The sequence below is a fragment of the Micromonospora sp. DT228 genome (assembly GCF_049841595.1).
Taxonomy (GTDB): domain Bacteria; phylum Actinomycetota; class Actinomycetes; order Mycobacteriales; family Micromonosporaceae; genus Micromonospora.
Window position 1 is genome coordinate 216,204 of record NZ_JBNCKO010000006.1, and the last position, 22,677, is coordinate 238,880.

The following is a 22,677-nucleotide window of genomic DNA, read 5'->3' on the forward strand; positions in this document are numbered from 1 at the left end:
CCGTCGGCCGGGCACCGCGCGACGACGCTCAGTCACCGCTGGGCAGCGTGGCAAGCCAGTTGCGCAGCAGCGCGGCACCGGTCTCGGCGGACTTCTCCGGGTGGAACTGGGCCGCCGACAGCGAGCCCCGCTCCACGGCGGCGACGAAATCCGTGTCGTGGTGGGCGGTGGTCACCGTGGCACCGGCAGTGGCCAGGGCCGCCGGGTCGCCCATCGCGTACGAGTGGACGAAATAGAACCGGCTCTCCTCCGACAGGCCACCGAACAGCACCGACTCCCGGGGCGCCCGGACCGTGTTCCAGCCCATGTGCGGCAGCCGGGTGGCGGCCAGCCGGGTCACCCCGCCCGGCAGCAGCCCGAGCCCCTTGGTCACCACACCGTGCTCGTCACCGTGCTCGAAGAGCACCTGCATGCCCACACAGATGCCGAGCACCGGACGACCGGCGGCCACCCGCTCGGCGATCACCGGGCCGGCGCCGAGCGCCTCGATCCCGGCCATGCACGCGGCGTACGCGCCCACCCCCGGCACCACCAGGCCGTCGGCGGCGGCCGCGGCGGCCAGGTCGTCGGTCACCCGGACGTCCGCGCCGGCGGCGGCAAGCGCCCGCTCCGCCGAGCGCAGGTTGCCCGAGCCGTAGTCGAGCACCACCACGGCGCTCACGCGTCGCCCCCCGGCAACAGCCGGAGCACCCCGGCGACCGTGGCGAGCGCCGCGAGCACGGCGGTGACAAACACCGCCGCCTTCGGCGCGCCCTGGCGGTACAGCGACCAGGCGCCGCCGACAAGCACCCCGGCCAGGATCAACAGCAGCGTCGGCAACGCAGCGCCCATCAGAGCGCGCCCTTCGTGCTCGGGATCGCGCCCGCCGCACGGGGATCGATCGCGGTGGCCTCACGCAACGCCCGGGAAACGGCCTTGAACTGGGCCTCCACCACGTGGTGCGCATCCGGGTGGCCGCCCGGCCGGGCCGCCCGCAGCACGTCGACGTGCAACGTGACCCGGGCCGCCTGACCGAAGGACTCCCAGATGTGCCGGGTCATGCTCGTCGCGTAGACCGGCCCGATGTACGGGGCCAACGCCGGCTCGTCGTGCACGACGTACGGCCGGCCGGACAGGTCCACCGCGGCCCGGACCAGCACCTCGTCCATCGGCACCGTCGCCGAGCCGTACCGCCGGATGCCGGCCTTGTCGCCCAGCGCCTGGTCGAACGCGGCGCCCAGGGCCAGGGCGGTGTCCTCGATCGTGTGGTGCGCGTCGATCTCCAGGTCGCCCACCGTGCGGACGGTCAGGTCGAAGCCGCCGTGCCGGGCGATCTGGTTCAGCATGTGGTCGTAGAAGCCGACCCCGGTGCTGATCTCGGCGGTGCCGTTACCGTCGAGGTCGATCTCGACGAGAACCTTTGTCTCCTTGGTGATCCGCTCCACCCGGGCGGTCCGGCTCATTGCGCTGTCTCCATTGCAGAAAGGAAGGCATCGGTCTCGGCCGAGGTGCCCGCGGTCACCCGCAGCCAGCCGGGCAGGCCCACGTCGCGGACCAGCACCCCCTGCGCCAGCAGGGCGCGCCAGACGGTGGTCTGGTCGCCGCCCACCTCGAAGAGCACGAAATTGGCGTCGCTGTCGGCGACCCGCAACCCGCGCTCGCGCAGCGTCGCCACGATCCGGTCCCGCTGCACCATGATCGCGCTCACCGTACCGAGCAGGGTGTCGCGGTGGGTCACCGCCGCACGGGCGGCAGCCTGGGTGAGCGTGGACAGATGATACGGCAGTCGGACGAGCTGCACCGCCTGCACCACCGCCGGGTCGGCGGCCAGGTAACCCAGCCGCCCGCCGGCGAAGCCGAACGCCTTGCTCATCGTCCTGGTGACCACCAACCGGGGGTGGCCGGGCAGCACCGCGAGGGCGCTGACCGTCCCGGGGCGGGCGAACTCGGCGTACGCCTCGTCCACGACCACCATGCCGGGCGCGACGTCGAGCACCGCCGCGATCACCGCCGGGTCCAGTGCCGTGCCGGTGGGGTTGTTCGGAGAGCAGAGGAAGACCACGTCGGGTCGGTGCTCGCGGACCTGGGCGACCGCCTCCCCGACGGTCAGACCGAAGTCGACGCCACGCCGCGCGGGCACCCACCGGGTGCCGGTGCCGAGGGCCAGCAGCGGGTGCATCGAGTACGCCGGGACGAAGCCGAGCGCGCTGCGCCCCGGCCCGCCGAACGCCTGCAGGAGCTGCTGCTGGATCTCGTTGGAACCGTTGGCCGCCCACACCTGCTCGACGGTGAGCCCGTGCCCGAGATATTCGGCCAGGTCGGCGCGGAGCGCCACCGCGTCCCGGTCCGGATAGCGGTTCAACTCCCGCAGCTCGGCCGCGAGCGCCTTGCTGATCGCCTCGACCACCGGCTCCGGCACCGGGTGGGAATTCTCGTTGGTGTTGAGCCGCACCGGCACGTCCAGCTGCGGCGCGCCGTACGGCGACAGCCCGCGCAGGTCGTCGCGGATCGGCAGGTCCGCGAGGCCGGTTCGCTCGCTGCGCTCGCTCACGCCGGCTCCCCGCTCCGCGAGGAGCCGGCGTGCGGCACCAGGCGACTGAGCCAGCTGGTTCGCTCGCTGCGCTCGCTCACGCTGGCGCTCCCGGGAAACGGGCCTGGACCGCCTGGCCGTGCGCGGGCAGGTCCTCGACTCCGGCCAGGGTGACCACGTGTGGGGCCACCTCACGCAGAGCGGCCTCGGTGTATTCGATCAGGTGCACGCCGCGCAGGAACGACTGCACCGACAACCCGGAGGAGTGCCGGGCGCAGCCGCCGGTGGGCAGCACGTGGTTGGACCCGGCGCAGTAGTCGCCGAGCGACACCGGCGACCAGGCGCCCACGAAGATCGCCCCCGCGTTGCGGACCCGCAGCGCCCACTCCCGGGCGTCGACCGTCTGGATCTCCAGGTGCTCGGCCGCGTACGCGTCGACCACCCGCAACCCCGCCTCCAGGTCGTCGACCAGGACCACGCCGCTCTGCTCACCGGTCAACGCCGTGGTGACCCGCTCGGCGTGCTTGGTCGCCGGCACCTGCCGGGCCAACTCCCGCTCGACCGACTCGACGAGCGTCATCGACGGGGTGACGAGCACGCTCGCGGCGAGCGGGTCGTGCTCGGCCTGACTGATCAGGTCGGCGGCGACGTGCGCCGGATCGGCCGTGTCGTCGGCCAGGATGGCGATCTCGGTCGGCCCGGCCTCGGCGTCGATGCCGACCACACCGCGCAGCAACCGCTTGGCGGCGGTCACCCAGATGTTGCCGGGGCCGGTGATCAGGTCGACCGGGTCGCACCGCAGCTCACCCAACGGGTCGACCGCCGCGCCGTACGCCAGCATCGCCACCGCCTGGGCCCCGCCCACGGCGTACACCTCGTCGACGCCGAGCAACGCGCATGCGGCGAGCACCCGGGCGTCCGGCAGACCGCCGTTGTCCTTCTGCGGCGGGCTGGCCACCACCAGCGACCGCACACCGGCCGCCTGCGCCGGCACGACGTTCATCACCACTGTCGACGGGTACATCGCCAGGCCGCCGGGCACGTAGAGACCGACCCGGTCGACCGGCAGCCAGCGCTCGGTGACCGTGCCGCCGGGCACCACCTGCGTGGTGTGGTCGGTGCGCCGCTGGTCGTCGTGCACCCTGCGGGCTCGGGCGATCGACTCCAGCAGCGCGGCGCGCACGGCCGGGTCGAGCACCCCCTCGGCCTCGGCGATCGCCTCGACCGGCACCCGCAGCACCTCCGGGGAGATGCCGTCGAACCGCTCGCTGGCCTCCCGGATCGCCGGGTAGCCATGCTCGCGGACCGCCTCTACCAGCGGGCGGATCCGCTCGACGGCAACCGAGACGTCGAGCTGGGCACGGGGCAGCAGGCGGCGCGGGTCACCGAGACCGTCGCGCAGGTCGATCCGATTCAGCACCCTTGCGAGTCTAGGCGGCCCGCGCGGAGCGCACCCGAGCCGCCCGACCGCCGGGACGGTGAGCCGGGCCACGCCCCCGGGGGCGAGATTGGTTAGGCTCGACCATGTGACCGCACGGCTGCCGGTGTTCCCGCTCGCAACAGTGCTCTTTCCCGGGTTGGTGCTGCCGCTGCACATCTTCGAGGAGCGCTACCGGGCGCTGGTGCGGCACCTGGTCGACCTGCCCGAGGGTGCTCCGCGTGAGTTCGGCGTGGTGGCCATCCAGGCCGGCTGGGAGGTCGCGCCCGCCGGTCCCGGCGCCCGCTCCACGCCGAGCGGCGGTGACGTCACCCTGCACGAGGTGGGCTGCACCGCCGAGCTGCGCCAGGTGACCGAGCTGGCCGATGGCGGCTTCGACATCGTCACGGTCGGCCGGCGTCGCTTCCGGATCGCCGAGGTCGACGACAGCGCCGCGCCCTACCTGACCGCCGACGTGGAGTGGTTGCCCGACCCGGCCGGGCCGGACGAGGTGGCCGAGCTGCTGGCCGCCCGGGTGATCGCGGTGTTCCGGCAATACCTGGGCCTGATCCGCTCCGATCCGGAGGAGATCTCCGAGCAACTGCCGGAGGACCCGACGGTGCTCTCCCACCTGGTGGCGGCGACCGCGGCACTCACCGTCGACGACCGCCAGCGGCTGCTGGCCATCGACGACACCGCCGCCCGGCTCCGCGCCGAGCTGCGGCTGCTCAACCGCGAGGCGGCTCTGCTTCGTCAGGTGCGGGCGGTGCCGGTGCCGCTGTCGGAGTTGGCGTCCCCGCCGACACCCAACTGAACCCCGCCGGGTCCGGCTCCGGGCGCAGCCCCGGCCACCGCGACCAGCCGGCCAGCAGGGTGTACAGGATCGCGGCGCCGAACGCCGGCAGCAGCAGGTTTCCGTGCGGCACCGGCAGCACGCCGAGCACCCAGTCGACCCCACCGGCCCGCAGGTCGGCCGGCTTGGTGAAGGCCTGCCCGGCCGGGGCGGTGGCCAGCAGCCGGTCGAAGGTGGCCAGGCCGACCCGCCGACCCACCTGCCAGGCCACCGGTGCGGCGACCAACGCGCCGAGCACCGCGGCGAGCAGCCCCACCGGGCCGCGCCGCCGCCGCAGCACGAACCACAGGGCGAGCGCGACCAGCAGCCCGAAGCCGAGCCCGAGCAGGCTGAACCACCCGTCGGCGGCGATCGGCTGCTCCGGTTGCGGGTCGGCGTAGATCGCCCCCTCGACGGTCTTGACCACCGGGGTGTCCGGCGCGAGCGCGGCCCAGAGCAGGCCGAACGGCACACCCAGCACGGCGAGCGCGAGCACCGTGCCCAGCACCGTCACCACGGCGCGCAGCGGACGGCGCGGCTCGTCGAAGCTCAGCTCCAGAGAGCTCTGGTACGCCCCCGAAGAGGCACCGACGGACGGCGGCTCACTCGCGGCCGGCTGCTCACCCACGGACGGCGGCTCGGCGGACGGCGGCGCACCGACGGGCGGCGGCTCGGCGGCCGACGGTGTCGTGCCCGACGCTCGGGGCGGCGTGGACTGGTCGGGCTCGTCGACGGGCCACTCACGGTCGGGGTTGTCCGGGCTCACCCGATGATCCTCTCAGGCCCGGTGTGGGCCGGGGCCCCGGTGGCGGCAGACCAGCTCACCGGGCGAACGGCTCCACCATCATCGCCGCCGCACGCAGCCACGCCTGCCGGGTCTCCGGCTGGAGCTGGTGGTACTCGATCGACGACCCGGTCTCCAGCGCCGGGTCGTACGGCACCACCGCCACCCCCCGGGTACGGGTGGCGAAGTGCCGCTCCAGGTCGTCCTGCAGGGGCGAGCGGCCCGAGGTCGGGCAGGAGATGAGGGTGATCGCGTTGTCCGCCAGCTCGCCCATGCCCTCCTCGTGCAGCAGGTCGAGCATCCAGTCGGCGCTGAACGCCGCGTCCTCGCGGGGCACGGTGGTCACCACCAGCTGATCCGCGGCCTGCATCACGGTGCGCCAGTTGGGGCTCTCCACGTTGTTGCCGGTGTCCACGCAGACCACGTCGTGGGTGCGCCGCAGCAACTCCAACACCCGGCGGACGGTGAACTGGTCCAGACGCTGGGCGAAGCGCGGGCTCTCCTCGCCGGCCAGCACGTCGTACGAGCCGTCGGAGGCGTGCCGCAGGTAGTCGTCGAGCCGACCCAGCAGTGTCGAGTCCTCCAGGATCTCGATGTGGGCCAGGTCGCTGACCAGGTGTCGGATCGTCCGGGCGTGCCGGGCGCTGCCGGCGCGCAGTCCGAGGGTGCCGCGCAGCTCGTTGTCGTCCCAGGCCAGTACGCCCTTCCCGCGCACGCTGCCGACGGTGGCCGCGGCGAGCACGGTGGCGGTGGTCTTGTGCACCCCGCCCTTGGGGTTGGCGAAGGCGAACACCCGGGGCGTGCCCAGGTCGCGGCGGAGCACTCCGTTGGCCCGCTCCTGCTCCGGGTCGGCGCCCTGCGAGCGCCACTCGACCCGGCCCGGGTAGGCGCGTTCGGAGACCGCCGCGCCGACGGACGGGGTGGTCGGAGGCACGACCGGCGGGGCGGGCGGAGGCGCGACAGGTGGGGGTGGCGGCGCGGCCACCGGGTAGCCGGTCTCCGGCTGGTAGCCGGTCTCCAACAGCGCGTACCGCGACTCCACCGGCGGGTCGCCCTGCTGGTAGCCGTTGTCCAGCAGCGCGTAGCGGGACTGGGCGGCCTCGGGGGCGCGGGGCGGCGGCTCGGGCTCGGCCCGGTACGCCGGTTCCGCCTGGTAGCCGGGCTCGGCCCGGTACGCCGGCTCGGCCTGGTAGCCCGGCTCCGCGCGATAGCCCGGCTCCGGCTCCGCGCGATAGCCCGGCTCCGCCCGGTAACCCGGCTCGGCCCGGTACGCCGGATCCGCGCGGTAGTCCGGCTCGGCGCGATAGCCCGGTTCCGCACGATAGGTCGGCTCGGCCCGGTAGTCCGGCTCGGCGCGATAGGTCGGCTCGGCCCGGTAGTCGGGCTCCACGCGATAGGTCGGCTCGGCGCGGTACGCCGGCTCCGACCGGTACGCGGGCTCGGAGCGGTACGCCGGCTCCGACCGGTAGTCCGGCTCGGCGCCGTAGGCGGGATCCGCCCGGTACGTCGGCTCGGCCCGATAGGCGGGGTCGACGCGGTAGGTCGCCTCGGCCCGGTAGGCGGGGTCCGCGCCGTACGACGACTCCGCCGGATGCCCGACGGCGGGCGCCCTCCCGGCGTGCCCGTTCGGGGCCGCACGTCGCGGCAGCGGGTCCGGCGGCGCCTCGTCGGCCCGCCGCTCCGGCTCGGTCTGCTCCGCGCCGCGACCGCCCAGCCGGGCGCGGTCCAACAACGCACGCCACCGCGGCGCTGGTTCGGCCGGCCGGCCCCAGCCGGTCTCACTGCCCTCCACGGCCCGCCCTCCCAGCACCATCGATCTTCGTCTGACAGGCTACGAAGCAAACCCTATTCGGACCACACCTCAGAACGCACACCAGCCGACGCAGATCACGACGGCGTGGGCGTCGGCGACTCGACGGCGTCGGTGACGTCCGGCGAGGTGGTGACGCTCGGCGGGGGCGGCTCGGTGGGCTCCGGCGAGGACAGCGCGGGTAACGGAATCGTCACGACGGGTGCGGGTTCCGACGATTCGCCCACCGACGCCGAGGGCGCCGGGGTGCGCGAGGCCGGCTCCGACCGCTGGGCCGGCGTCGGCTTCGGACTCGATCCGGTGTCGGCGGGCGGGCGCACCACGTCACGCTGCTCCGGCAGGGGCGGCGTGAAGACCGTGCGGTCCAGCCGGTATACCTCCGGGGCGGGGTCGACCGCCCGCACGTCCGGTCGGGCCGCCATGCCGCGCAACACCCCCGGCGCCGCTCGTACCACCGCGGCGTAGACGCAGGCGCAGCCGGTGCGGTACGCGGCCGCCTCGGCCGTCGCCACCTCGGCGCCGCTGGCGTAGAGCGCTCGCAACTCCCGCTCGCTCGCGCCGTCGCCGTCGACAGCGGTGGCCCTCGCCCGGTAGTCCGCGGCCTCGGTCTCCTTGCGGGCCGCCACCTCGTCCATACCGGCGACCACGTCGTCCGGCACCCGCAGCGCGGGAATCTTGACGATCTCGGTCTGCCGCCCCGGCAGCGGGACCCGCCCGAAGACCGTCGAGACCGGAACGTCGCCGAGCACCGTCGCCAGACGCTGCGGCGGCAGGTACGCGACGAGTGTGACGAGCGCGTAGGTCCCGTCCTCGGCGGCCGGGGGAGACTCGGCGAGCGCGGCCAGGTCGGCGGCGGCGGACCGCAGGTAGCCGGGCACGGAGTCGCCGTCGGAGACTCCCACCCGGGTCACCTCGCCCACCGTCCGGTCGCCGAGCGGGGTCTCGTCTGCGGCCCAGAGCGCGGTGCCCAGCACCGCCGCCGCGGACAGCGCGGCCGCCCAGGTGAGCACCCCGGACCGGGTCGGCCGGTCACCCAACCGGGTCACGGCCCGGGTCAGCGGCGGCAGCAACCGTTGGTCCAACTGCCGCAGCAGGTTGCCGGCGCGCACGGGCGGGATCCCCTCGTCGGATCGGTGTCGGGCGGTCGCCGCTCAGTCACGCAGGATCTGGAGCGCGCGGTCCAGATCGTCAGGGTAGTCGCTGACGAACCGGACCTCGTCCCCCGTTCGGGGGTGCAGGAAGCTCAGTTCGCGGGCGTGCAACCACTGTCGGGCCAGGCCGAGACGGGCCGAGAGGGTGGGGTCGGCACCGTAGGTCAGGTCACCCACGCACGGGTGCCGCATGGTCGAGAAGTGCACCCGGATCTGGTGGGTCCGGCCGGTCTCCAGTCGGACGTCGACAAGGCTGGCCGCCGGGAACGCCTCCAGGGTGTCGTAGTGGGTGATGCTCGGCTTGCCGCCGGAGACCACCGCCCAGCGGTAGTCGTGGGTGGGGTGCCTGTCGATCGGCGCGTCGACGGTGCCGCGCAGCGGGTCCAGGTGACCCTGCACCACCGCGTGGTAGCCCTTGTCCACCTCGCGGTACTTGAAGGCCCGCTTCAACGCCGTGTACGCGTGTTCGCTCTTGGCCACCGCCATGATCCCGGTGGTGCCGACGTCGAGCCGGTGCACCACGCCCTGCCGCTCGGCGGCGCCGCTCGTGGAGATGCGGTGCCCGATCGCGGCGAGGGCGCCGATCACCGTCGGACCGGTCCACCCGGGGCTGGGGTGCGCGGCCACCCCCACCGGCTTGTCGACCACCACGATGTCGTCGTCGGCGTAGACCACCCGCAGGCCGGGCACCGCCTGCGGCACCACGGTCGGCGGCGCGACCGGGGCGGGCAGCGTGACCTCCAGCCAGGAGCCGGCCTTGACCTTGTGCGAGTTGGCACGGGAGGCGCCGTCGACAAGCGCGTCCCCGGCGTCGACAAGGGCCGCGGCGGCGGTGCGGGAGAGCCCGAAGAGCCGGGACACCGCCTGGTCCAGTCGCATGCCGTCGAGGCCGTCCGGGACCGGGAGGGAACGCTGGTCGCCGCCTGCGGCGAACGCGGAGGTCATGCCCGCTCCCGCTGGTCCGCGCCCTGGGTGGCGTCCGTCTCGACCGGGGCGCCGTCGCGCCCGGCCCGTCGACCGTCCCGCTGCCGGCCGGTCAACTCCAACAGCATGGCCAGCAGCACACCGCAGACCAGCGAACTGTCGGCCAGGTTGAACACCGGCCAGACCTGGCCGTACGGGTCGAAGAGGCTGATCATGTCGACCACGTGCCCGTGGAAGGGCGCGGGGGCCCGGAAGATCCGATCGACGAGGTTGCCGAGCGCGCCGCCCAGCACCAGGCCGAGGCAGATCGCCCACGGCAGCGAGCGCAGGCGCAGGGCCATCCAGACGATCCAGCCGACCACACCGATGGTGATCAGCGGGAAGATCCAGGTGTGGTCCGCGCCGATGCTCCAGGCGGCACCGCTGTTGCGGGTCAGGCTCAGGTAGACGGACCCGCCGAGCAGCCGGACCGGCTCCCGGTCGGTCAACGCGGCAAGCGCGAGGTGCTTGGTGACCAGGTCGGCCAGCAGGGCCACCAGGGCGACTCCGGCGAGAGTCGCCACGGCCCGGGGGCGGCGTTTGTCGCCGCCCGGGTCGGTGCGGCCGGGTTCGGCGGACGGTGCTGCGGTCATGCGCTCCCCATCGACAGTCTTGGCGGTGATCGCTCACCGTCTCGTCGCCGCCGGGGAGCGGACCTCAGCGCCGCTCCTCCAGCTGCTTGCACGTCACACACTGGGTGGCCGACGGGAAGGCGGCGAGGCGCTCGACCGGGATCGGGTTGCCGCACCGCTCGCACCAGCCGTAACCACCCTCGTCGAGACGCTCCAGAGCGCGCTCGACCTGCGTGATCCGTTCCAGAATGCTGTTGGCGAGAGAGATCTCCTGCTCCCGCTCGAGCGTCTTGGTGCCCGTGTCGGCCTGGTCGTCCCCGGCCGAGTCGGTCAGCCGATCGCGCTGCAGCTCGGTGATCTCACTCAGCGTCTGATCGTACTCGGCGCGAAGCTCGTCCCGCCGCGCCGCCAGCGCCGCCCGGATCTTCTCGGTCTCCGCGGTGCTGCGGGTGGCCTTGGCCACCGGCTTGCGCCCGGCGGTCCTGGTGTCGGCTGGCTTCGCCATGGGTCGCTCCCTCGGCCGCGGCGCCGCGTTGTCCGCGGCACCTGGTCAGGGGGCGTCGACCACGACGTCCCCTAGATGTACGAAAAGGGGCGCACGGCGACGATGGCCGCGCACTCCGGAGGTTGGCAAGAATACGGAACGTACAGGCGTCCGACAACGTGCCGCACCGTCGCACCGCTTAACTACCCCTAGCCCTGCCTAACTAGGGCAAAGGGAACGCTAGCAGGTCAACCGACCGCCTCATCCCCGTACTCGCCAAACCATCGGGCCAGCCGGCCCCGCCGACTGACCGCCCGCAGCCGCCGTTCGGCCGCGTCGCGCACCCCGGCCGTCGCCACGATCAGCAGACTGTCGCCGGTCTTCAACCGGGTGCCCGGGCTGGGCACGAAACCCACCCCGTCCCGCAGCACCAGGGTGACCGACGCGCCCAGCGGAAGACGCAACTCGTCGACGTGCACGCCCGCCAACCGTGAGCCCGGCGGCACCTCCAACTGCAGCAGGTCCGCCCGCATCCGCTCCAGCGGCGCGGTCTCCAGATGGATCTCGGTGGCCTCCGCCGGCGCGGTCACCCGCAACCGGCGGGCGAACGGCCCCAGCGTGCTGGTCTGCACCAACGTGAAGATCACCACCAGCACGAAGACCACGTCGAAGAGGCGCTCCGCGCCGGGCACCCGCTCGGAGAGCGGAATTGTCGCCAGCACGATCGGCACCGCCCCGCGCAGCCCGGCCCAGGACAGGAACGCCTGTTCCCGGAGGCCGACCCGGAACGGCAGCGCCGAGACGGCCACCGACAGCGGACGGGCCAGCAGCACCAGGGCCAGCCCCGCGACCACCGCCGGCACCACCGCCGCGTCCAGCCGGCCCGGCGAGGCCAGCAACCCGAGCAACACGAACAACCCGATCTGGGCGAGCCACGCCAGCCCGTCGGCGAAGCCGAGGATCGCCCGCCGGTGCGACAGCCGGGCATTGCCCAGGAGCACCCCGGCCACGTAGACGGCGAGGAACCCCGAGGCGTGCAGCACCGCCCCCGCGGCGTACGCCAGCACGGTGATGCCCACCGCGGCGATCGGGTAGAGCCCGGCCGAGGGCAGCGCGGCCCGGCGCAGCGCCCAGATGCCGGCGACGCCCGCGCCCACGCCCACCGCCGCTCCGACGCCCAGCTCGTAGCAGACCAGCAGGACCTCGTACCACCACGGGTGCGACCAGCCCTGGTGCGACAGCAGCACCACGAGCAGCACCACCGGGGCGTCGTTCATGCCCGACTCGGCCTCCAGCGTCGCCACCAGGCGGGGCGGCAGCCGCAGCCGGCGCAGGGTGGCGAAGACGGCCGCCGCGTCGGTGGACGAGAGCACCGCGCCGTACAGCAGCGCCAACCGCCAGTCCAGCCCCAGCAACAGGTGCACGGCGACGCCGACCACCACGATGCTCACCACCACGCCGACAGTGGAGAGCGCGGACGCCAGCCCGAGCACCGGTCGCAGCGTGGACCACCGGGCGGTCAGACCGCCCTCCGCGATGATCACGATAAGCGCGCAGAAGCCGAGGGTACGGGTCAACTCGACGTCGTCGAAGCGGATGCCCAGGCCACCCTCGCCGATCGCCACGCCCAGCGCCAGATAGACCAGGAGGCTGGGCACACCCAGCCGGGTGGAGAGCCGCACCGCGCCGACGGCGACGAGCAGCACGGCCGCCCCCAGCAGCAGCGCGATGTCAAAGCCGGGCGTCACGGCTGCCCGGCCTGGGCGTTCCTCACTCGGCGGATCCGTCGCGCAGGAGGCGCAGCGCCGCGGACAGCTCCGGGCTGGGCCGATCGACGAGGAAGAGCTTGTCCCGGCTGGCCGCGCCGGCGCGCAGGGCGACCTCGGCTCGCCGGACACCCAGGGCAGCGGCGAGGGCCCGGCGAGCCGCCTCGGTCGCCCGACCGTCGACTGCCGGTTCGTGGACCGCGATCACGAGGGCGGGCCCGTGCGGGCCGTCGAAGCGGCCGCCCACCCGGGCGGACGAGGCGCCGGGCTTCACGCGTACCGCCACGGTGAGCGTGTCCTGCGCGGGCACCGGGGGCCGCTTCAGATCGGCCGGGCGTCGGCGAGCAGGGCGGTGGCCGGCGCACAGGTCGCGCACGGGGTGAAACCGAGCTCGGCGGCCTCGGCGACCGGCAGCGTCTCGGGCACCCGGCCGACGAGATGCGGGCAACTGGCGAGGTGGTAGCGGGGGTGGCCGTCCACCACCTCGACGTCGTCGGTCAGTCGCGCCACCCGGGCGGCCTCGGCGGGAGTGACCCGCTGCTCGGCGGGCTCGTCGGCGGCCGAGGCGCTGCGGCTCGGACCGTCGTCGGTCGACGGCGCGGGGCTGACCGGGCGGACCGGCGGGGACGTGTCGTCGGCCGGCGTCCCGAACGGCGGCCACTCGCCGAACGGGGGCGCGTCGTCGACCCGCGCGTCGAAGCCCGGCACGTCGTCGGCCTGCCCATCGAAGCCCGGCGCTTCGTCGACCCGCCCGTCGAACGGGGGCGCGTCGTCGAGCGGCGCGTCAGCGGGTGCCTCGTGGTCGACCGGCGGCGCGGGTGGTTGCCGCCACCCGGTGCCGCCGGTACCGACCGTCGTGGGCACATGCTGGACCGGCACCTCCGGCTCGACCAGCGGCGGCCCGTACGCGACACCCGGCGTGGCCTGGCTGGCCGTGCGGGATGCGTCGGGTTGCCACCGGCCGGTCCGGCCGGGATCCGCCGTCGCACGGTTGGCGGCTGCCTGACGGGCACCCACCACCAACGCCACGGCGGCCAGCAGACTGGCCGCGATAGAGATGATCAACATGAAGCTGGAGCCACCGGCCAGGCCGAGCACCAGGAGCACCACCGCGACGAGGATGAGCAGAAGACTTGCGACTATCACGGCTCACCCCCGCCGCGTCGTACCGTCCAGACAAGGCCGGCGACCGTCACCATTGGCGGAGAACGATCGCCGGCCGGCGCTCAGCGTCCGGCTTCGAGGGCGCCGGAACGCCCACTGCCGTACGAACCGGCGAGGCCCGCAGCGGCCAGCCCGTTGCCGCCGGCGACCCGGCCTGCCTCGGAGCGGGTCATCTCGGCTTCCAGGCCCTGGCCACGACCGTCGAGGTCACGAAGCTGGCTCTCCAGGTAGGCCTTGAGCCGGGTGCGGTACTCGCGCTCGAACTGCTTGAGCTCCTCGATGTGCTTCTGCAGGGCCGTGCGCTTGGCGTCCAGGCCGCCCATGGCCTCCTGGTGCCGCTGGCGGGCGTCCCGCTCCAGGGCGTCGGCCTTCGCGCGAGCCTCGCGGGTCACCTCCTCGGCCTTGCCACGAGCCTCGGACAGCAGCTGGTCGGCCTCGCGACGCGCGTCGGACACGTGGTCGTCGGCGGTGCGCTGGGCCATCATCAGCACGCGCAGGGCCTGCTGCTCACCGTCACCGGTGACGCCGCCGGCCGGGCCGCCGGTCGCGCGGACCTGCTCCAGCTCGGCCTGCATCGCGCGGGCAGCCTGCTCGGCCGCCGACTTGTCGCGCTGCACCCGGTCCAGTTGGGCCTTGACGTCGTTGAGCTCCGCCGCCAGTCGGGCGTCGCCGCCGGGGCCTGCGGGGGCACCGCCACGGCCGCCGCGCTCCACCTGGGCGCGCAGCTCGTTGTTTTCCTCGATGAGACGGGCGAGCTCGCGCTCGACCTCGTCCAGGAAGGCGTCGACCTCCTCCTCGTCATACCCCCGCTTGCCGATCGGCGGCTTTTTGAAGGCGACGTTGTGGACGTCGGCCGGGGTCAGCGGCATCGAAACTCCTCGGGTCAGTTGCGGCCGCGAAAGCGCGTCGGTCATCAGGCAGATGCCCTGATCGACGGCCCTAACACGAACTCCATCAGCACGAACAGGATAACCAGGAGCACAAGGGAGGCCAGGTCGATGCTCACGGTACCAATTCGCAGCGGAGGGATCACACGCCTCAACGCGTTGAGAGGGGGATCAGTGACGCTCCACACGGATTCCAATCCTGCCGATGCGCCACGGCCCGGTTGCCAGCGTCGGCCGTACTGCAGGACGGCGCTCAACACGAACCGGGACAGAAGCAAGAGCAGGAAGACATAAAGGATCAGGTACAGCACTTGCAGTAAGATCGACAACACGGTCAGCGACGTCCCTCGGGTCGGGCGGGGGTCAACTCAAACTGAAAAAGCCGCCCTCAGCGATCTTGGCCTTGTCCTCAGCGGTGACCTGGACGTTAGCCGGTGAGAGCAGGAACACCCGATTGGTCACGCGCTCGATCGTACCGCGCAGGCCGAACGCCAGCCCGGCCGCGAAGTCAACCAGACGGCGGGCATCCGCCTCATCCATTTCGGTGAGATTGATGATCACCGGGACGCCGTCGCGGAAGTGCTCACCGATGGTGCGCGCCTCCCGGTACGTGGTCGGGTGCAGCGTGGTGATCTGGTATCGCTGCTCCTCCTCGGGCAGCGCCCGCTCCCGCGACGTGACCTGCGGCGCGAGGGCCAGATTGTCCCGGGTGTGGTACGTCAGCGCGCCGGACGTCTCGCCCGCCGACGACCTGGTGATCGACCGTACGCTGGACCGCTCGACCCGCTCCGGGCGCTCGCTGTCACCACGCTCGGACTCGCTCAACCGCCCGCTCGTCCGCTCGGAGAGTCGACCCCGCTCACTGGCGCGCGACCGGGGAGCCGGCGGCTCCTCGGCGTCGTCCTCGTCCTCGTCGGCGAACTCCTCGGCGTACCGGCTCTGCCGGTACCGCGAGTCGCGGTAGCCACCCTTGTCGTAGCCACCGTCGTCGTAGGCCCGCTCGTCGTCTTCTTCGACCAGACCGAGCCAGACCCCCGCCTTGCGCAGTGCACCCATCCCGCGCCCTTCCGTCCGCCATGCGGCACGCGCCCCCGTGCCATGTCGCCCGTCGCGAGTGGACAACCATGCCCATCGGACCGGAACCGCAATCCCCCAAGCACGCGATTCGCGTCGCGCGCACGACCCCGACCAGGAGACGCCGCCCCTGAAACAACACTGATGTAATTTGCTTGTCTCGCGGTCAGGCTACCGCAGCGTGGGACGCATTCCGAGCAACGCGCTACCGACGCGGACATGTGTCGCGCCGTATCGGATCGCGATGTCGAAATCTCCGCTCATACCCGCGGACAGTCCGGTGGCTCCCGGGTGGACCGTCCGAAACGCACTGGCGACCTCCGCGAGGCGGGCGAAGGCCCGGTCCGGCTCCCACCCCAGCGGAGCGACCGCCATCAGACCGACCAGACGCATCCCCGGCGCGTCGGCGATCGCCTCGGCCACCGGTTCCAGCCCGGCGCCCGGATCGGCCGAACCGGGCAGCGCTCCGCCCCGGGCCGCGTCGCCGTCGATGCTCACCTGGACCATGGCGTCCAGCGGCACCTCCCGGTCGGCCGTCGCGGCCGCCAACGCCCGGGCCAACCGGACGCTGTCCACGGAGTGCACCGCGTCGGCGTAGCGAACCACCGAGCGGGCCTTGTTGCGCTGCAGTTGGCCGATGAAGTGCCACCGTGGACGTACCCCGGCGGCGGCCACCTCGGCGGCCTTACCGGCCGCCTCCTGGTCGCGGTTCTCTCCCATGTCGGTCACCCCGAGCCCGGCCAACGCCACCACGTCGCTGGCCGGGTAGGTCTTCGTCACGGCGATCATCGTGACCTCGGCGCGGTCCCGACCGACAGACGCGCAGGCGTCGGCGATGCGGGACCGGATCTGGGCCAGGCCGGCCGCCAGTTCGGCGTGCCGGTCCGGTCGTACCGTGGCTGAGCTGTCGGTCATCGGCGGTGCTCAGGACCCGTTCTTGAGGAAGTCGGGGACGTCCACGTCGTCGAAGAGCACGCGACGCGGCGACTGGGCCGGTGCCGGGTTGCTGATCGGCGCCGGCACCGGGGTGCTCTGCGGCGCCGGCTGGTTGGTGTTGGTCTTGCGGGTCGGCTCGGCCGCCTTGTACGCCGGGGTGCCGCCGTCGAAGCCCGCCGCGATGACCGTCACCCGCACCTCGTCGCCGAGCGCGTCGTCGATGACCGCGCCGAAGATGATGTTGGCGTCCGGGTGGGCCGCGTCGGTGACCAGCTGGGCCGCATCGTTGATCTCGAACAGGCCCAGGTCGGAACCGCCAGCGATGGAGAGCAGCACGCCTCGCGCGCCGTCCATGCTCTGCTCCAGCAGCGGGCTGGAGATGGCCGCCTCGGCCGCCTCGACCGCGCGGTTCTCCCCGCGGGCGCTGCCGATGCCCATCAACGCGCTGCCGGCGCCGCTCATCACGCTCTTGACGTCGGCGAAGTCCAGGTTGATCAGACCCGGGGTGGTGATCAGGTCGGTGATGCCCTGCACACCGGAGAGCAGCACCTGGTCCGCCGTGCGGAACGCGTCCATCATGCTGATGTTGCGGTCGCCCAGGGCCAGCAGCCGGTCGTTCGGGATCACGATGAGCGTGTCGCACTGGTTGCGCAGCTCGTCTATCCCCGTCTCGGCCTGCACCTGGCGGCGCTTGCCCTCGAAGGAGAACGGCCGGGTCACCACGCCGATGGTCAGCGCGCCGAGCTTGCGGGCGATGTTGGCCACCACGGGCGCGCCGCCGGTGCCGGTGCCGCCGCCCTCGCCGCAGGTCACGAAGACCATGTCGGCGCCCTTGAGCACCTCCTCGATCTCGTCGCGGTGGTCCTCGGCGGCGTTCTTGCCGACGTCGGGGTTGGCGCCGGCGCCCAGGCCGCGGGTCAGCTCCCGGCCCACGTCGAGCTTGACGTCGGCGTCGCTCATCAGCAGCGCCTGGGCATCCGTGTTGATCGCGATGAACTCGACGCCCTTGAGCCCAACCTCGATCATCCGGTTGACGGCGTTGACCCCGCCGCCCCCGATGCCGACGACCTTGATGACCGCCAGGTAGTTGTGCGGAGGTGTCATCTCCGGTCCTTTCCTTCGAGATTGGCGTCGGCCGACCGGTTACGGCGTGGCCAGACCAGCGGCCGACGACAGCTGTCACCAGCGAGGCTCAGAGGTGAACCCTCACCCTCTACTAGAGGCTTACAGTTATGTCAACCACTGTTCCTCTTCGGGGCAACGTAAGCGCCACCGCGCGATGAGCCAAGGACCCGACCGGCGTGTCGCCGAGCCGAGCGCGACGGGTCACCTCCGTGGGCGCTCCCCGGTCAGCGAAAGGTCACCACATCGGGCGCGCTCACGTCGATCCGGTTGGCGTCCTCACCCAGCAGGGCAGTGGCCACCCGGGCCTTGTCGGTCCCCCGGGTCGCGTCGCCCCAGACCACCGTCCGGTCCCCCCGCAACCGCAGGCTGATCCGGGCCAACCCCTCGACCTTCAGGTCCACCAACTGCGCGCGGAGCTGCGGGGTCAGCGCGGCGAGGACCTCCAGCGCGGCCCGGGTGCCCGGGTCGTCGGCGGCCGGCTGGCCCACCGTCACCTGCGGCAGATCGGCGGGGCGCCGGTCCACCGTCCGGAACGCGACACCGCTCCGGTCGATCAGGGCGAACGCCGTCCCCTGCGGCACCACCGCCACCGGAGTCCGCTCGGTCACCCGCACCACGAGCACGTCGGGCCAGTCCCGGGAGACCGTGGCCCGCTCCACCGCCGGCAGCGCACCGACCCGGCGGGCGGCGGCGGCCAGGTCCACCCGGGCCAGCGGCACCCCGTCCGGCACGCGGACCGCGTCGTGCACCTGGACCGGGGTGACCAGCCCGGCACCCTCCACCCGCACCTCCCGGACCCCGAACAACCCGGTGCCGAGCACCGTCCAGGCGACCAGCCCGGCCAACGCGAGCACCCCGGCCGCCACCGCCCACGGCAGCGCCGCCCGCATGCGTCGCTGCCGGGCACGAGCCATGAACCGGCGAGTCGAGGGCGGTACCGCGTCGCGACCCGCCCGCACGAGCTGCCACCGCCGCGCCGGGCCACGGCGTGGGGCGCCACCGTCGGCGGCGCTGGTCCGCCCCCGGGCCGGGCCGGGACTCATCCGGCCAGGGGCGCCGCGCCGCCGGGCGCGGCGGTGCCACCGAGAGCCGCTCCGTCGCCGCCGGCCGTGGTCCCACCCCGCACCGAGTCGGTGGTCTCCGGGGACGTGGCCGCCGGGTCGACGGTCGCGGTCGGTGCCGGGCCGTCCCTGCGCTCACCCAGGGCCGCCAGCAACTCGTCACCCATCAGCGAGATCGGCGGAGCGCCCATGGTGACCACCACGTCCCCGGAACGGGCCCGGCGAGCCACCTCGACCGGCGCCTGCTCCCACGACTCCACGAAGATCTTGCGGTCGGCGGGCAGGTCCACCGCCGCGATCAGCGCCGCCGAACCCTCGCCGGGCTGCCGCAGCTCACCCGGCCCGAAGACCTCCAGCAGCACCACCTCGTCGGCGATGGCCAGCGCCTCGGCGATCTCCGCCTGGTTGTCGCGGGTGCGGTACAGCCGGTAGGGCTGGAAGACGACGACCAACCGTCCGTCCCCGGCCACCTCGCGCAGCGTCTGCATCGCGAGGGTCATCGAGGTCGGGTGGTAGGCGTACTCGTCGTAGACCAGCACCCCGTCCGCGACACCCTTGCGCTCGAAGCGCCGTCGCACGCCGGGGAAGACCGCGAGCGCGGTCTCGGCCGCCTCCAGCGGCAGTTCCAGCAGGTACGCGGCCAGCACGGCGGCGGCGCTGTTCAGCCCCATGTGCCGCCCCGGCACCGGCAGGCGGAACTCGCCGAGCGACCGGCCGTCGATCACGGCCAGGTAGCGAACCCCGCGCGCCGAGGAGACGATCTCGGTCAACCGCAGGTCGGCGTCGGCGGCCTCGCCGTAGGTGAACACCCGCCGCCCCTCGGCGCGCAGGCTCTCGGCCAGCCGCCGACCGCCCGGGTCGTCGGCGCAGGTGATGATGAACCCGTCCGGGTCGGTGAGGCGGGCGAACTCCACGAACGCCGCCTCCAGCGTCGCGTAGTCGCCGTAGGTGTTCAGGTGGTCGGCCTCGACGTTCGTGATGATCGAGACGTACGGGCGGTAGATGAGGAACGAGCGGTCGCTCTCGTCCGCCTCGACCACGAAGTGCTCGCCGGTGCCGTGGTGGGCGCCCGAGCCGACCTCGGAGATCTCCCCGCCGATCACGAAGGACGGGTCCACACCGGCCTGCTGGAGCACCATCGTCACCATCGAGGTGGTGGTGGTCTTGCCGTGCGTGCCGGCGACCGCCACCGCCCGACGGCCGGTCATCGCCGCGGCCAGGGCCTCCGAGCGGTGCAGCACCCGCAGGCCGCGCCGACGCGCCTCGACCAGCTCCAGGTGGTCCTGCGGAATGGCCGACGAGTAGACGACGGTGTCCACGCCGTCGAGGTTGCTCGCCTCGTGGCTGAGGTGGATGGTGCCGCCGAGCGCCCGCAGCCCCTCCAGCGAGGGCCACTCCCGCAGGTCGCTGCCGGACACCCGGATGCCCCGGGTGAGCAGCAGCCGGGCCACGCCGAGCATGCCCACCCCACCCACCCCGATCAGGTGGACGGCCCCCAGGTCCTCAGCGGTGAGCGTGCCGGCCGGGGTGAACTGTGCCGTCATCGGGCCACCGCCGCGATGACGAAGGAGCGCAACGCCTCGTCACCGTCGCGCCGCCCGTACGCCGCCGCCGCGGCGCCCATCGCGTACAACCGCTGTGGGTCGCGGATGAGGGGGATGACAGTGCGTTCCAACCAGTCAGGTGTCAGCTCCGCGTCATCGACGAGCAGCCCACCGCCGGCCTCCACCACGGGCAGCGCGTTGCGCCGCTGTTCCTGGTTGCTGTGCGGGTACGGCACGTAGATCGTGGGCTGCCCGATCGCGGCCACCTCGGCGACTGTCATCGCCCCGCCCCGGGCCAGCATCAGGTCGGCGGCGGCGTAACCCAGCTCCATCTCGGACAGGTAGGGCAACGTCACGTACGGCACCGGCAGGTCGGTGGGGATCGGCACCGGCTCGTTGCGCGCGCCCATCACGTGCAGCACCTGCACGCCGTTGCGGGCCAACTCCTTGGCCGCCCCGGAGACCGCCAGGTTGATCGAGCGGGCGCCCGACGAGCCGCCGGAGACGAAGAGCACCGGCAGGTCCGGGCGGAGCCCGAAGTGGGCGCGGGCGGCGTTGCGCAGCGCGTACCGGTCCAGGCCCGCGATGGTGCGGCGCAGCGGCACCCCGACGATCGTGGCGTCGCGCAGCGACTCGGCCTGGCTCGGCTGGTGCGGGAAGCCGACGGCGATGTTCTTGGTGAACTTCATGCCCAGTCGGTTGGCCACGCCCGGTGGCACGTTCACCTCGTGGATCACCATGGGCAACTCCCGGCGCCAGGCGGCGAGGTAGGCCGGCACCGAGACGTACCCACCGAAGCCGACGACCACGTCGGCCTTGACCTCGTCGATCACCTTGCCCGCGGCGCGCGCCGCGGTCCACATCCGGCCCGGGGTACGCACCAGGTTCATGTTGACCGACCGGGGCAGTTGGTACGCCGGGATCTGCCGCAGGTCGTAGCCCTGCGGCGGAATCAGGTCATTTTCCATGCCCTTGGGTGTGCCGAGGCAGGTGATCCGGACGCCCGGGTCGTGTCGGCGCAGGCAGTCGGCGAAGGCGAGCAGCGGGTAGATGTGCCCCCCGGTGCCACCTCCCGCGAGCACCACCGAACGCAGCGGACCCATCAGCGTCTCCTCTCGCTCGCCGTACCCCCGCGGCTGCGGTCCTGGCGGACCCCGCGCGGCGCGGCCTGGTCGTCGTGGCGCCGCTCGCGGGACCGGGGCACGGACCCTCGGTCGGCGGGCGGCGTCGCCGGTCGGCGGCGCCGGCCGGGTAGCGGCGGCAACGGGGCCCAGAGTAGTCGGACCCACCGGGCCGGCGGACGGGCATGCAGTGCTCTGGCCGCATCGGGTTCGGCGCGGGCGAAGGACGCCAGCATGCCGATCGCGGCCAACGTCACGACCAGGGCACTTCCGCCGTCGGAGATGAACGGCAGCGGCAGGCCGGTGATCGGCAGCAGCCCGACCACCCCACCGATGTTGATGACGGCCTGGCTGACCAGCCAGGTGGTCACGGCGGCGGCGGCGAGCCGGCGGAACGGATCGTCGACCCGTCGGGCGATCCGCAACCCGGTGTACGCGAGGACCGCGAACAGGCTGAGGATGACGACGCACCCGATCACGCCCAGCTCCTCGGCGATGATCGCGAAGATGAAGTCGTTGTGCGCCTCGGGCAGCCAGTCCCACTTCAGGCTGCCCTTGCCCAGCCCGACACCGAACCAGCCACCGTGCTCGATGGCCAGCCGCCCCTGGTAGAACTGGAGGCAGTCGTTGAGTTTGCAGGTCTCCGGGTCCGGCGGATTGAAGAACATGTCCAGCCGGGCCAGGCGGTAGTTGTCCGCGCCCTTTTCGCCGGAGCCGGCGCCCAGCGAGGCCACCGCAATGAGCAGCCCGACGCCGAGCAGACCGACCACCGTCAGGGCGCCGAAGACCCGCATCCGCACACCGGCGGCCCAGAGCAGGCCGACCACCAGGGCCAGCAGGCAGAGCATGGTGCCCGTGTCGTTGTAACCGACCAGGACGAAGAGCAGGCCCAGCACCGGGAAGAGCGGGGTGGCCAACTCCCGCCACCAGCCCAGCGCGGCGCCCTTGCGGGCGATGACATGCGAGCCCCAGAGCACGAGCGCGAACTTGGCCAGCTCGGAGGGCTGCACCTGGATCCCGCCGATGAACAGCCAGTTCAGCGTTGCCTCGACCGGGCCGAACACGACAGTCTTCTGACGGGTGAGCCGGCCGTAGGCCACCAGCAGGTTGAGCACCAGCAGCAGCGCGATCGAGGTGAACAGCAGCGGCCGGCCCAGCGACCGGTAGGTGCTGGCGGGCAGGCGCTGGCAGGCCCAGAACGCCCCGATGCCGATCACCGCGAAGATGGCCTGCTTGGTCACCGACGCCGAGGCGTTGCCGTCCTCGGCGAAGTCCTTCACGCTTGTCGCCGAGAAGACCATGGTCAGCCCGATCAGCAGCAGCAGGCCGGCGCTGGACAACAGCAGGTAGTAGGACGCCAGCGGCCGGTCCAGCAGGCCGCGCAGCGCGGCCAGCCCGCCGGCCGCGTCCCACCCGCGCAGCGGCACGGGCGTCGCCGGTTCCGTCGCGCGCGGTGTCGCATTCGGTTCCGGGCCGC

General features: G+C 73.1%; 24 protein-coding genes. 1 reads left to right on the forward strand and 23 read right to left on the reverse strand.

Features of this window, described 5'->3' with window-relative positions; genetic code table 11:
- Positions 1 to 28: 28 nt before the first annotated feature.
- The 5 genes from hisH to hisD all read right to left on the reverse strand — a co-directional run bounded on the left by hisH (position 29) and on the right by hisD (position 3,929).
- Positions 29 to 661: an imidazole glycerol phosphate synthase subunit HisH gene (gene hisH, locus ACLQ29_RS15155; protein ID WP_425772197.1), complete on the reverse strand. Its 633-nt coding sequence runs from the start codon at positions 659 to 661 to the stop codon at positions 29 to 31.
- Positions 658 to 831, reverse strand: a complete 174-nt coding sequence (locus ACLQ29_RS15160) for a hypothetical protein (RefSeq protein ID WP_393363331.1) — start codon at positions 829 to 831, stop codon at positions 658 to 660. The genes hisH and ACLQ29_RS15160 overlap by 4 nt, the downstream gene beginning before the upstream one ends.
- Entirely contained in the window at positions 831 to 1,442 is a 612-nt protein-coding gene (gene hisB / locus ACLQ29_RS15165) for an imidazoleglycerol-phosphate dehydratase HisB (RefSeq protein ID WP_425759831.1), read from the reverse strand. Before hisB ends, ACLQ29_RS15160 begins: the two co-directional genes overlap by 1 nt.
- Complete coding sequence (locus tag ACLQ29_RS15170) at positions 1,439 to 2,530, reverse strand: histidinol-phosphate transaminase (protein WP_425772198.1); 1,092 nt, start codon at positions 2,528 to 2,530, stop codon at positions 1,439 to 1,441. Before ACLQ29_RS15170 ends, hisB begins: the two co-directional genes overlap by 4 nt.
- 76 nt (positions 2,531 to 2,606) lie before the next feature.
- Positions 2,607 to 3,929, reverse strand: a complete 1,323-nt coding sequence (hisD, locus tag ACLQ29_RS15175; protein WP_425772199.1) for a histidinol dehydrogenase — start codon at positions 3,927 to 3,929, stop codon at positions 2,607 to 2,609.
- Positions 3,930 to 4,035: 106 nt separating this feature from the next.
- On the opposite strand from hisD, the gene ACLQ29_RS15180 reads away from it, so the two are divergent.
- A complete protein-coding gene (locus ACLQ29_RS15180; protein ID WP_425772200.1) occupies positions 4,036 to 4,740 on the forward strand; it encodes an LON peptidase substrate-binding domain-containing protein in 705 nt (234 codons plus the stop codon).
- Here ACLQ29_RS15180 and ACLQ29_RS15185 read toward each other — a convergent pair.
- The 18 genes from ACLQ29_RS15185 to ACLQ29_RS15270 form a co-directional block, all read right to left on the reverse strand.
- Positions 4,655 to 5,386, reverse strand: coding sequence for a DUF2567 domain-containing protein (locus ACLQ29_RS15185; RefSeq protein WP_425772301.1), 732 nt, complete (start codon positions 5,384 to 5,386; stop codon positions 4,655 to 4,657). The two genes, ACLQ29_RS15180 and ACLQ29_RS15185, sit on opposite strands and share 86 nt — an antisense overlap.
- Before the next feature lie 193 nt (positions 5,387 to 5,579).
- Positions 5,580 to 7,334, reverse strand: coding sequence for an ATPase (locus ACLQ29_RS15190; RefSeq protein WP_425772201.1), 1,755 nt, complete (start codon positions 7,332 to 7,334; stop codon positions 5,580 to 5,582).
- Positions 7,335 to 7,429: 95 nt separating this feature from the next.
- On the reverse strand, positions 7,430 to 8,461 hold the full coding sequence (locus ACLQ29_RS15195; protein WP_425772202.1) for a hypothetical protein: 1,032 nt from the start codon (positions 8,459 to 8,461) through the stop codon (positions 7,430 to 7,432).
- A 42-nt stretch (positions 8,462 to 8,503) separates the two neighbouring features.
- Complete coding sequence (locus tag ACLQ29_RS15200) at positions 8,504 to 9,448, reverse strand: RluA family pseudouridine synthase (protein WP_393363355.1); 945 nt, start codon at positions 9,446 to 9,448, stop codon at positions 8,504 to 8,506.
- The gene (gene lspA, locus ACLQ29_RS15205) at positions 9,445 to 10,059 is read right to left on the reverse strand and encodes a signal peptidase II (RefSeq protein ID WP_425772203.1); all 615 of its coding nucleotides are present in this window, start codon (positions 10,057 to 10,059) and stop codon (positions 9,445 to 9,447) included. Before lspA ends, ACLQ29_RS15200 begins: the two co-directional genes overlap by 4 nt.
- A 64-nt stretch (positions 10,060 to 10,123) precedes the next feature.
- On the reverse strand, positions 10,124 to 10,543 hold the full coding sequence (locus ACLQ29_RS15210) for a TraR/DksA family transcriptional regulator (protein ID WP_124770807.1): 420 nt from the start codon (positions 10,541 to 10,543) through the stop codon (positions 10,124 to 10,126).
- A 227-nt stretch (positions 10,544 to 10,770) separates the two neighbouring features.
- Positions 10,771 to 12,270 carry a potassium/proton antiporter gene (locus ACLQ29_RS15215; RefSeq protein WP_425772204.1) on the reverse strand — a complete coding sequence of 500 codons (1,500 nt, stop codon included), beginning with the start codon at positions 12,268 to 12,270 and terminating at the stop codon, positions 10,771 to 10,773.
- Between the two features lie 22 nt (positions 12,271 to 12,292).
- Positions 12,293 to 12,598, reverse strand: a complete 306-nt coding sequence (locus tag ACLQ29_RS15220; RefSeq protein WP_425759822.1) for a DUF167 domain-containing protein — start codon at positions 12,596 to 12,598, stop codon at positions 12,293 to 12,295.
- Between the two features lie 11 nt (positions 12,599 to 12,609).
- Positions 12,610 to 13,167: a hypothetical protein gene (locus ACLQ29_RS15225; protein ID WP_425772302.1), complete on the reverse strand. Its 558-nt coding sequence runs from the start codon at positions 13,165 to 13,167 to the stop codon at positions 12,610 to 12,612.
- Positions 13,168 to 13,514: 347 nt separating this feature from the next.
- On the reverse strand, positions 13,515 to 14,321 hold the full coding sequence (locus tag ACLQ29_RS15230; RefSeq protein WP_357251070.1) for a DivIVA domain-containing protein: 807 nt from the start codon (positions 14,319 to 14,321) through the stop codon (positions 13,515 to 13,517).
- Positions 14,322 to 14,365: 44 nt separating this feature from the next.
- Complete coding sequence (locus tag ACLQ29_RS15235) at positions 14,366 to 14,671, reverse strand: YggT family protein (RefSeq protein WP_030334503.1); 306 nt, start codon at positions 14,669 to 14,671, stop codon at positions 14,366 to 14,368.
- Positions 14,672 to 14,702: 31 nt separating this feature from the next.
- Positions 14,703 to 15,395: a cell division protein SepF gene (locus ACLQ29_RS15240; protein ID WP_393363369.1), complete on the reverse strand. Its 693-nt coding sequence runs from the start codon at positions 15,393 to 15,395 to the stop codon at positions 14,703 to 14,705.
- Between the two features lie 189 nt (positions 15,396 to 15,584).
- Positions 15,585 to 16,328: a YggS family pyridoxal phosphate-dependent enzyme gene (locus ACLQ29_RS15245; RefSeq protein ID WP_393363372.1), complete on the reverse strand. Its 744-nt coding sequence runs from the start codon at positions 16,326 to 16,328 to the stop codon at positions 15,585 to 15,587.
- A 9-nt stretch (positions 16,329 to 16,337) separates the two neighbouring features.
- Positions 16,338 to 17,453, reverse strand: a complete 1,116-nt coding sequence (gene ftsZ / locus ACLQ29_RS15250) for a cell division protein FtsZ (protein ID WP_425772205.1) — start codon at positions 17,451 to 17,453, stop codon at positions 16,338 to 16,340.
- Between the two features lie 245 nt (positions 17,454 to 17,698).
- Entirely contained in the window at positions 17,699 to 18,517 is an 819-nt protein-coding gene (locus ACLQ29_RS15255; protein ID WP_425772206.1) for a cell division protein FtsQ/DivIB, read from the reverse strand.
- The gene (murC, locus tag ACLQ29_RS15260) at positions 18,514 to 20,079 is read right to left on the reverse strand and encodes a UDP-N-acetylmuramate--L-alanine ligase (RefSeq protein ID WP_425772207.1); all 1,566 of its coding nucleotides are present in this window, start codon (positions 20,077 to 20,079) and stop codon (positions 18,514 to 18,516) included. The genes ACLQ29_RS15255 and murC overlap by 4 nt, the downstream gene beginning before the upstream one ends.
- The gene (gene murG / locus ACLQ29_RS15265) at positions 20,076 to 21,182 is read right to left on the reverse strand and encodes an undecaprenyldiphospho-muramoylpentapeptide beta-N-acetylglucosaminyltransferase (RefSeq protein WP_425772208.1); all 1,107 of its coding nucleotides are present in this window, start codon (positions 21,180 to 21,182) and stop codon (positions 20,076 to 20,078) included. Before murG ends, murC begins: the two co-directional genes overlap by 4 nt.
- Positions 21,182 to 22,594: an FtsW/RodA/SpoVE family cell cycle protein gene (locus ACLQ29_RS15270; protein ID WP_425772303.1), complete on the reverse strand. Its 1,413-nt coding sequence runs from the start codon at positions 22,592 to 22,594 to the stop codon at positions 21,182 to 21,184. Before ACLQ29_RS15270 ends, murG begins: the two co-directional genes overlap by 1 nt.
- Positions 22,595 to 22,677: the final 83 nt, after the last annotated feature.

Excerpts from the sequence above, each read along its gene's own strand:
- murC (WP_425772207.1), bottom strand. The coding sequence starts at position 20,079 with ATGACGGCACAGTTCACCCCGGCCGGCACGCTCACCGCTGAGGACCTG.
- ACLQ29_RS15255 (WP_425772206.1), bottom strand. The coding sequence starts at position 18,517 with ATGAGTCCCGGCCCGGCCCGGGGGCGGACCAGCGCCGCCGACGGTGGC.
- ftsZ (WP_425772205.1), bottom strand. The coding sequence starts at position 17,453 with ATGACACCTCCGCACAACTACCTGGCGGTCATCAAGGTCGTCGGCATC.
- ACLQ29_RS15200 (WP_393363355.1), bottom strand. The coding sequence starts at position 9,448 with ATGACCTCCGCGTTCGCCGCAGGCGGCGACCAGCGTTCCCTCCCGGTC.
- hisB (WP_425759831.1), bottom strand. The coding sequence starts at position 1,442 with ATGAGCCGGACCGCCCGGGTGGAGCGGATCACCAAGGAGACAAAGGTT.
- ACLQ29_RS15240 (WP_393363369.1), bottom strand. The coding sequence starts at position 15,395 with ATGGGTGCACTGCGCAAGGCGGGGGTCTGGCTCGGTCTGGTCGAAGAA.
- ACLQ29_RS15160 (WP_393363331.1), bottom strand. The coding sequence starts at position 831 with ATGGGCGCTGCGTTGCCGACGCTGCTGTTGATCCTGGCCGGGGTGCTT.
- murG (WP_425772208.1), bottom strand. The coding sequence starts at position 21,182 with ATGGGTCCGCTGCGTTCGGTGGTGCTCGCGGGAGGTGGCACCGGGGGG.
- ACLQ29_RS15245 (WP_393363372.1), bottom strand. The coding sequence starts at position 16,328 with ATGACCGACAGCTCAGCCACGGTACGACCGGACCGGCACGCCGAACTG.
- ACLQ29_RS15210 (WP_124770807.1), bottom strand. The coding sequence starts at position 10,543 with ATGGCGAAGCCAGCCGACACCAGGACCGCCGGGCGCAAGCCGGTGGCC.
- ACLQ29_RS15230 (WP_357251070.1), bottom strand. The coding sequence starts at position 14,321 with ATGCCGCTGACCCCGGCCGACGTCCACAACGTCGCCTTCAAAAAGCCG.
- lspA (WP_425772203.1), bottom strand. The coding sequence starts at position 10,059 with ATGACCGCAGCACCGTCCGCCGAACCCGGCCGCACCGACCCGGGCGGC.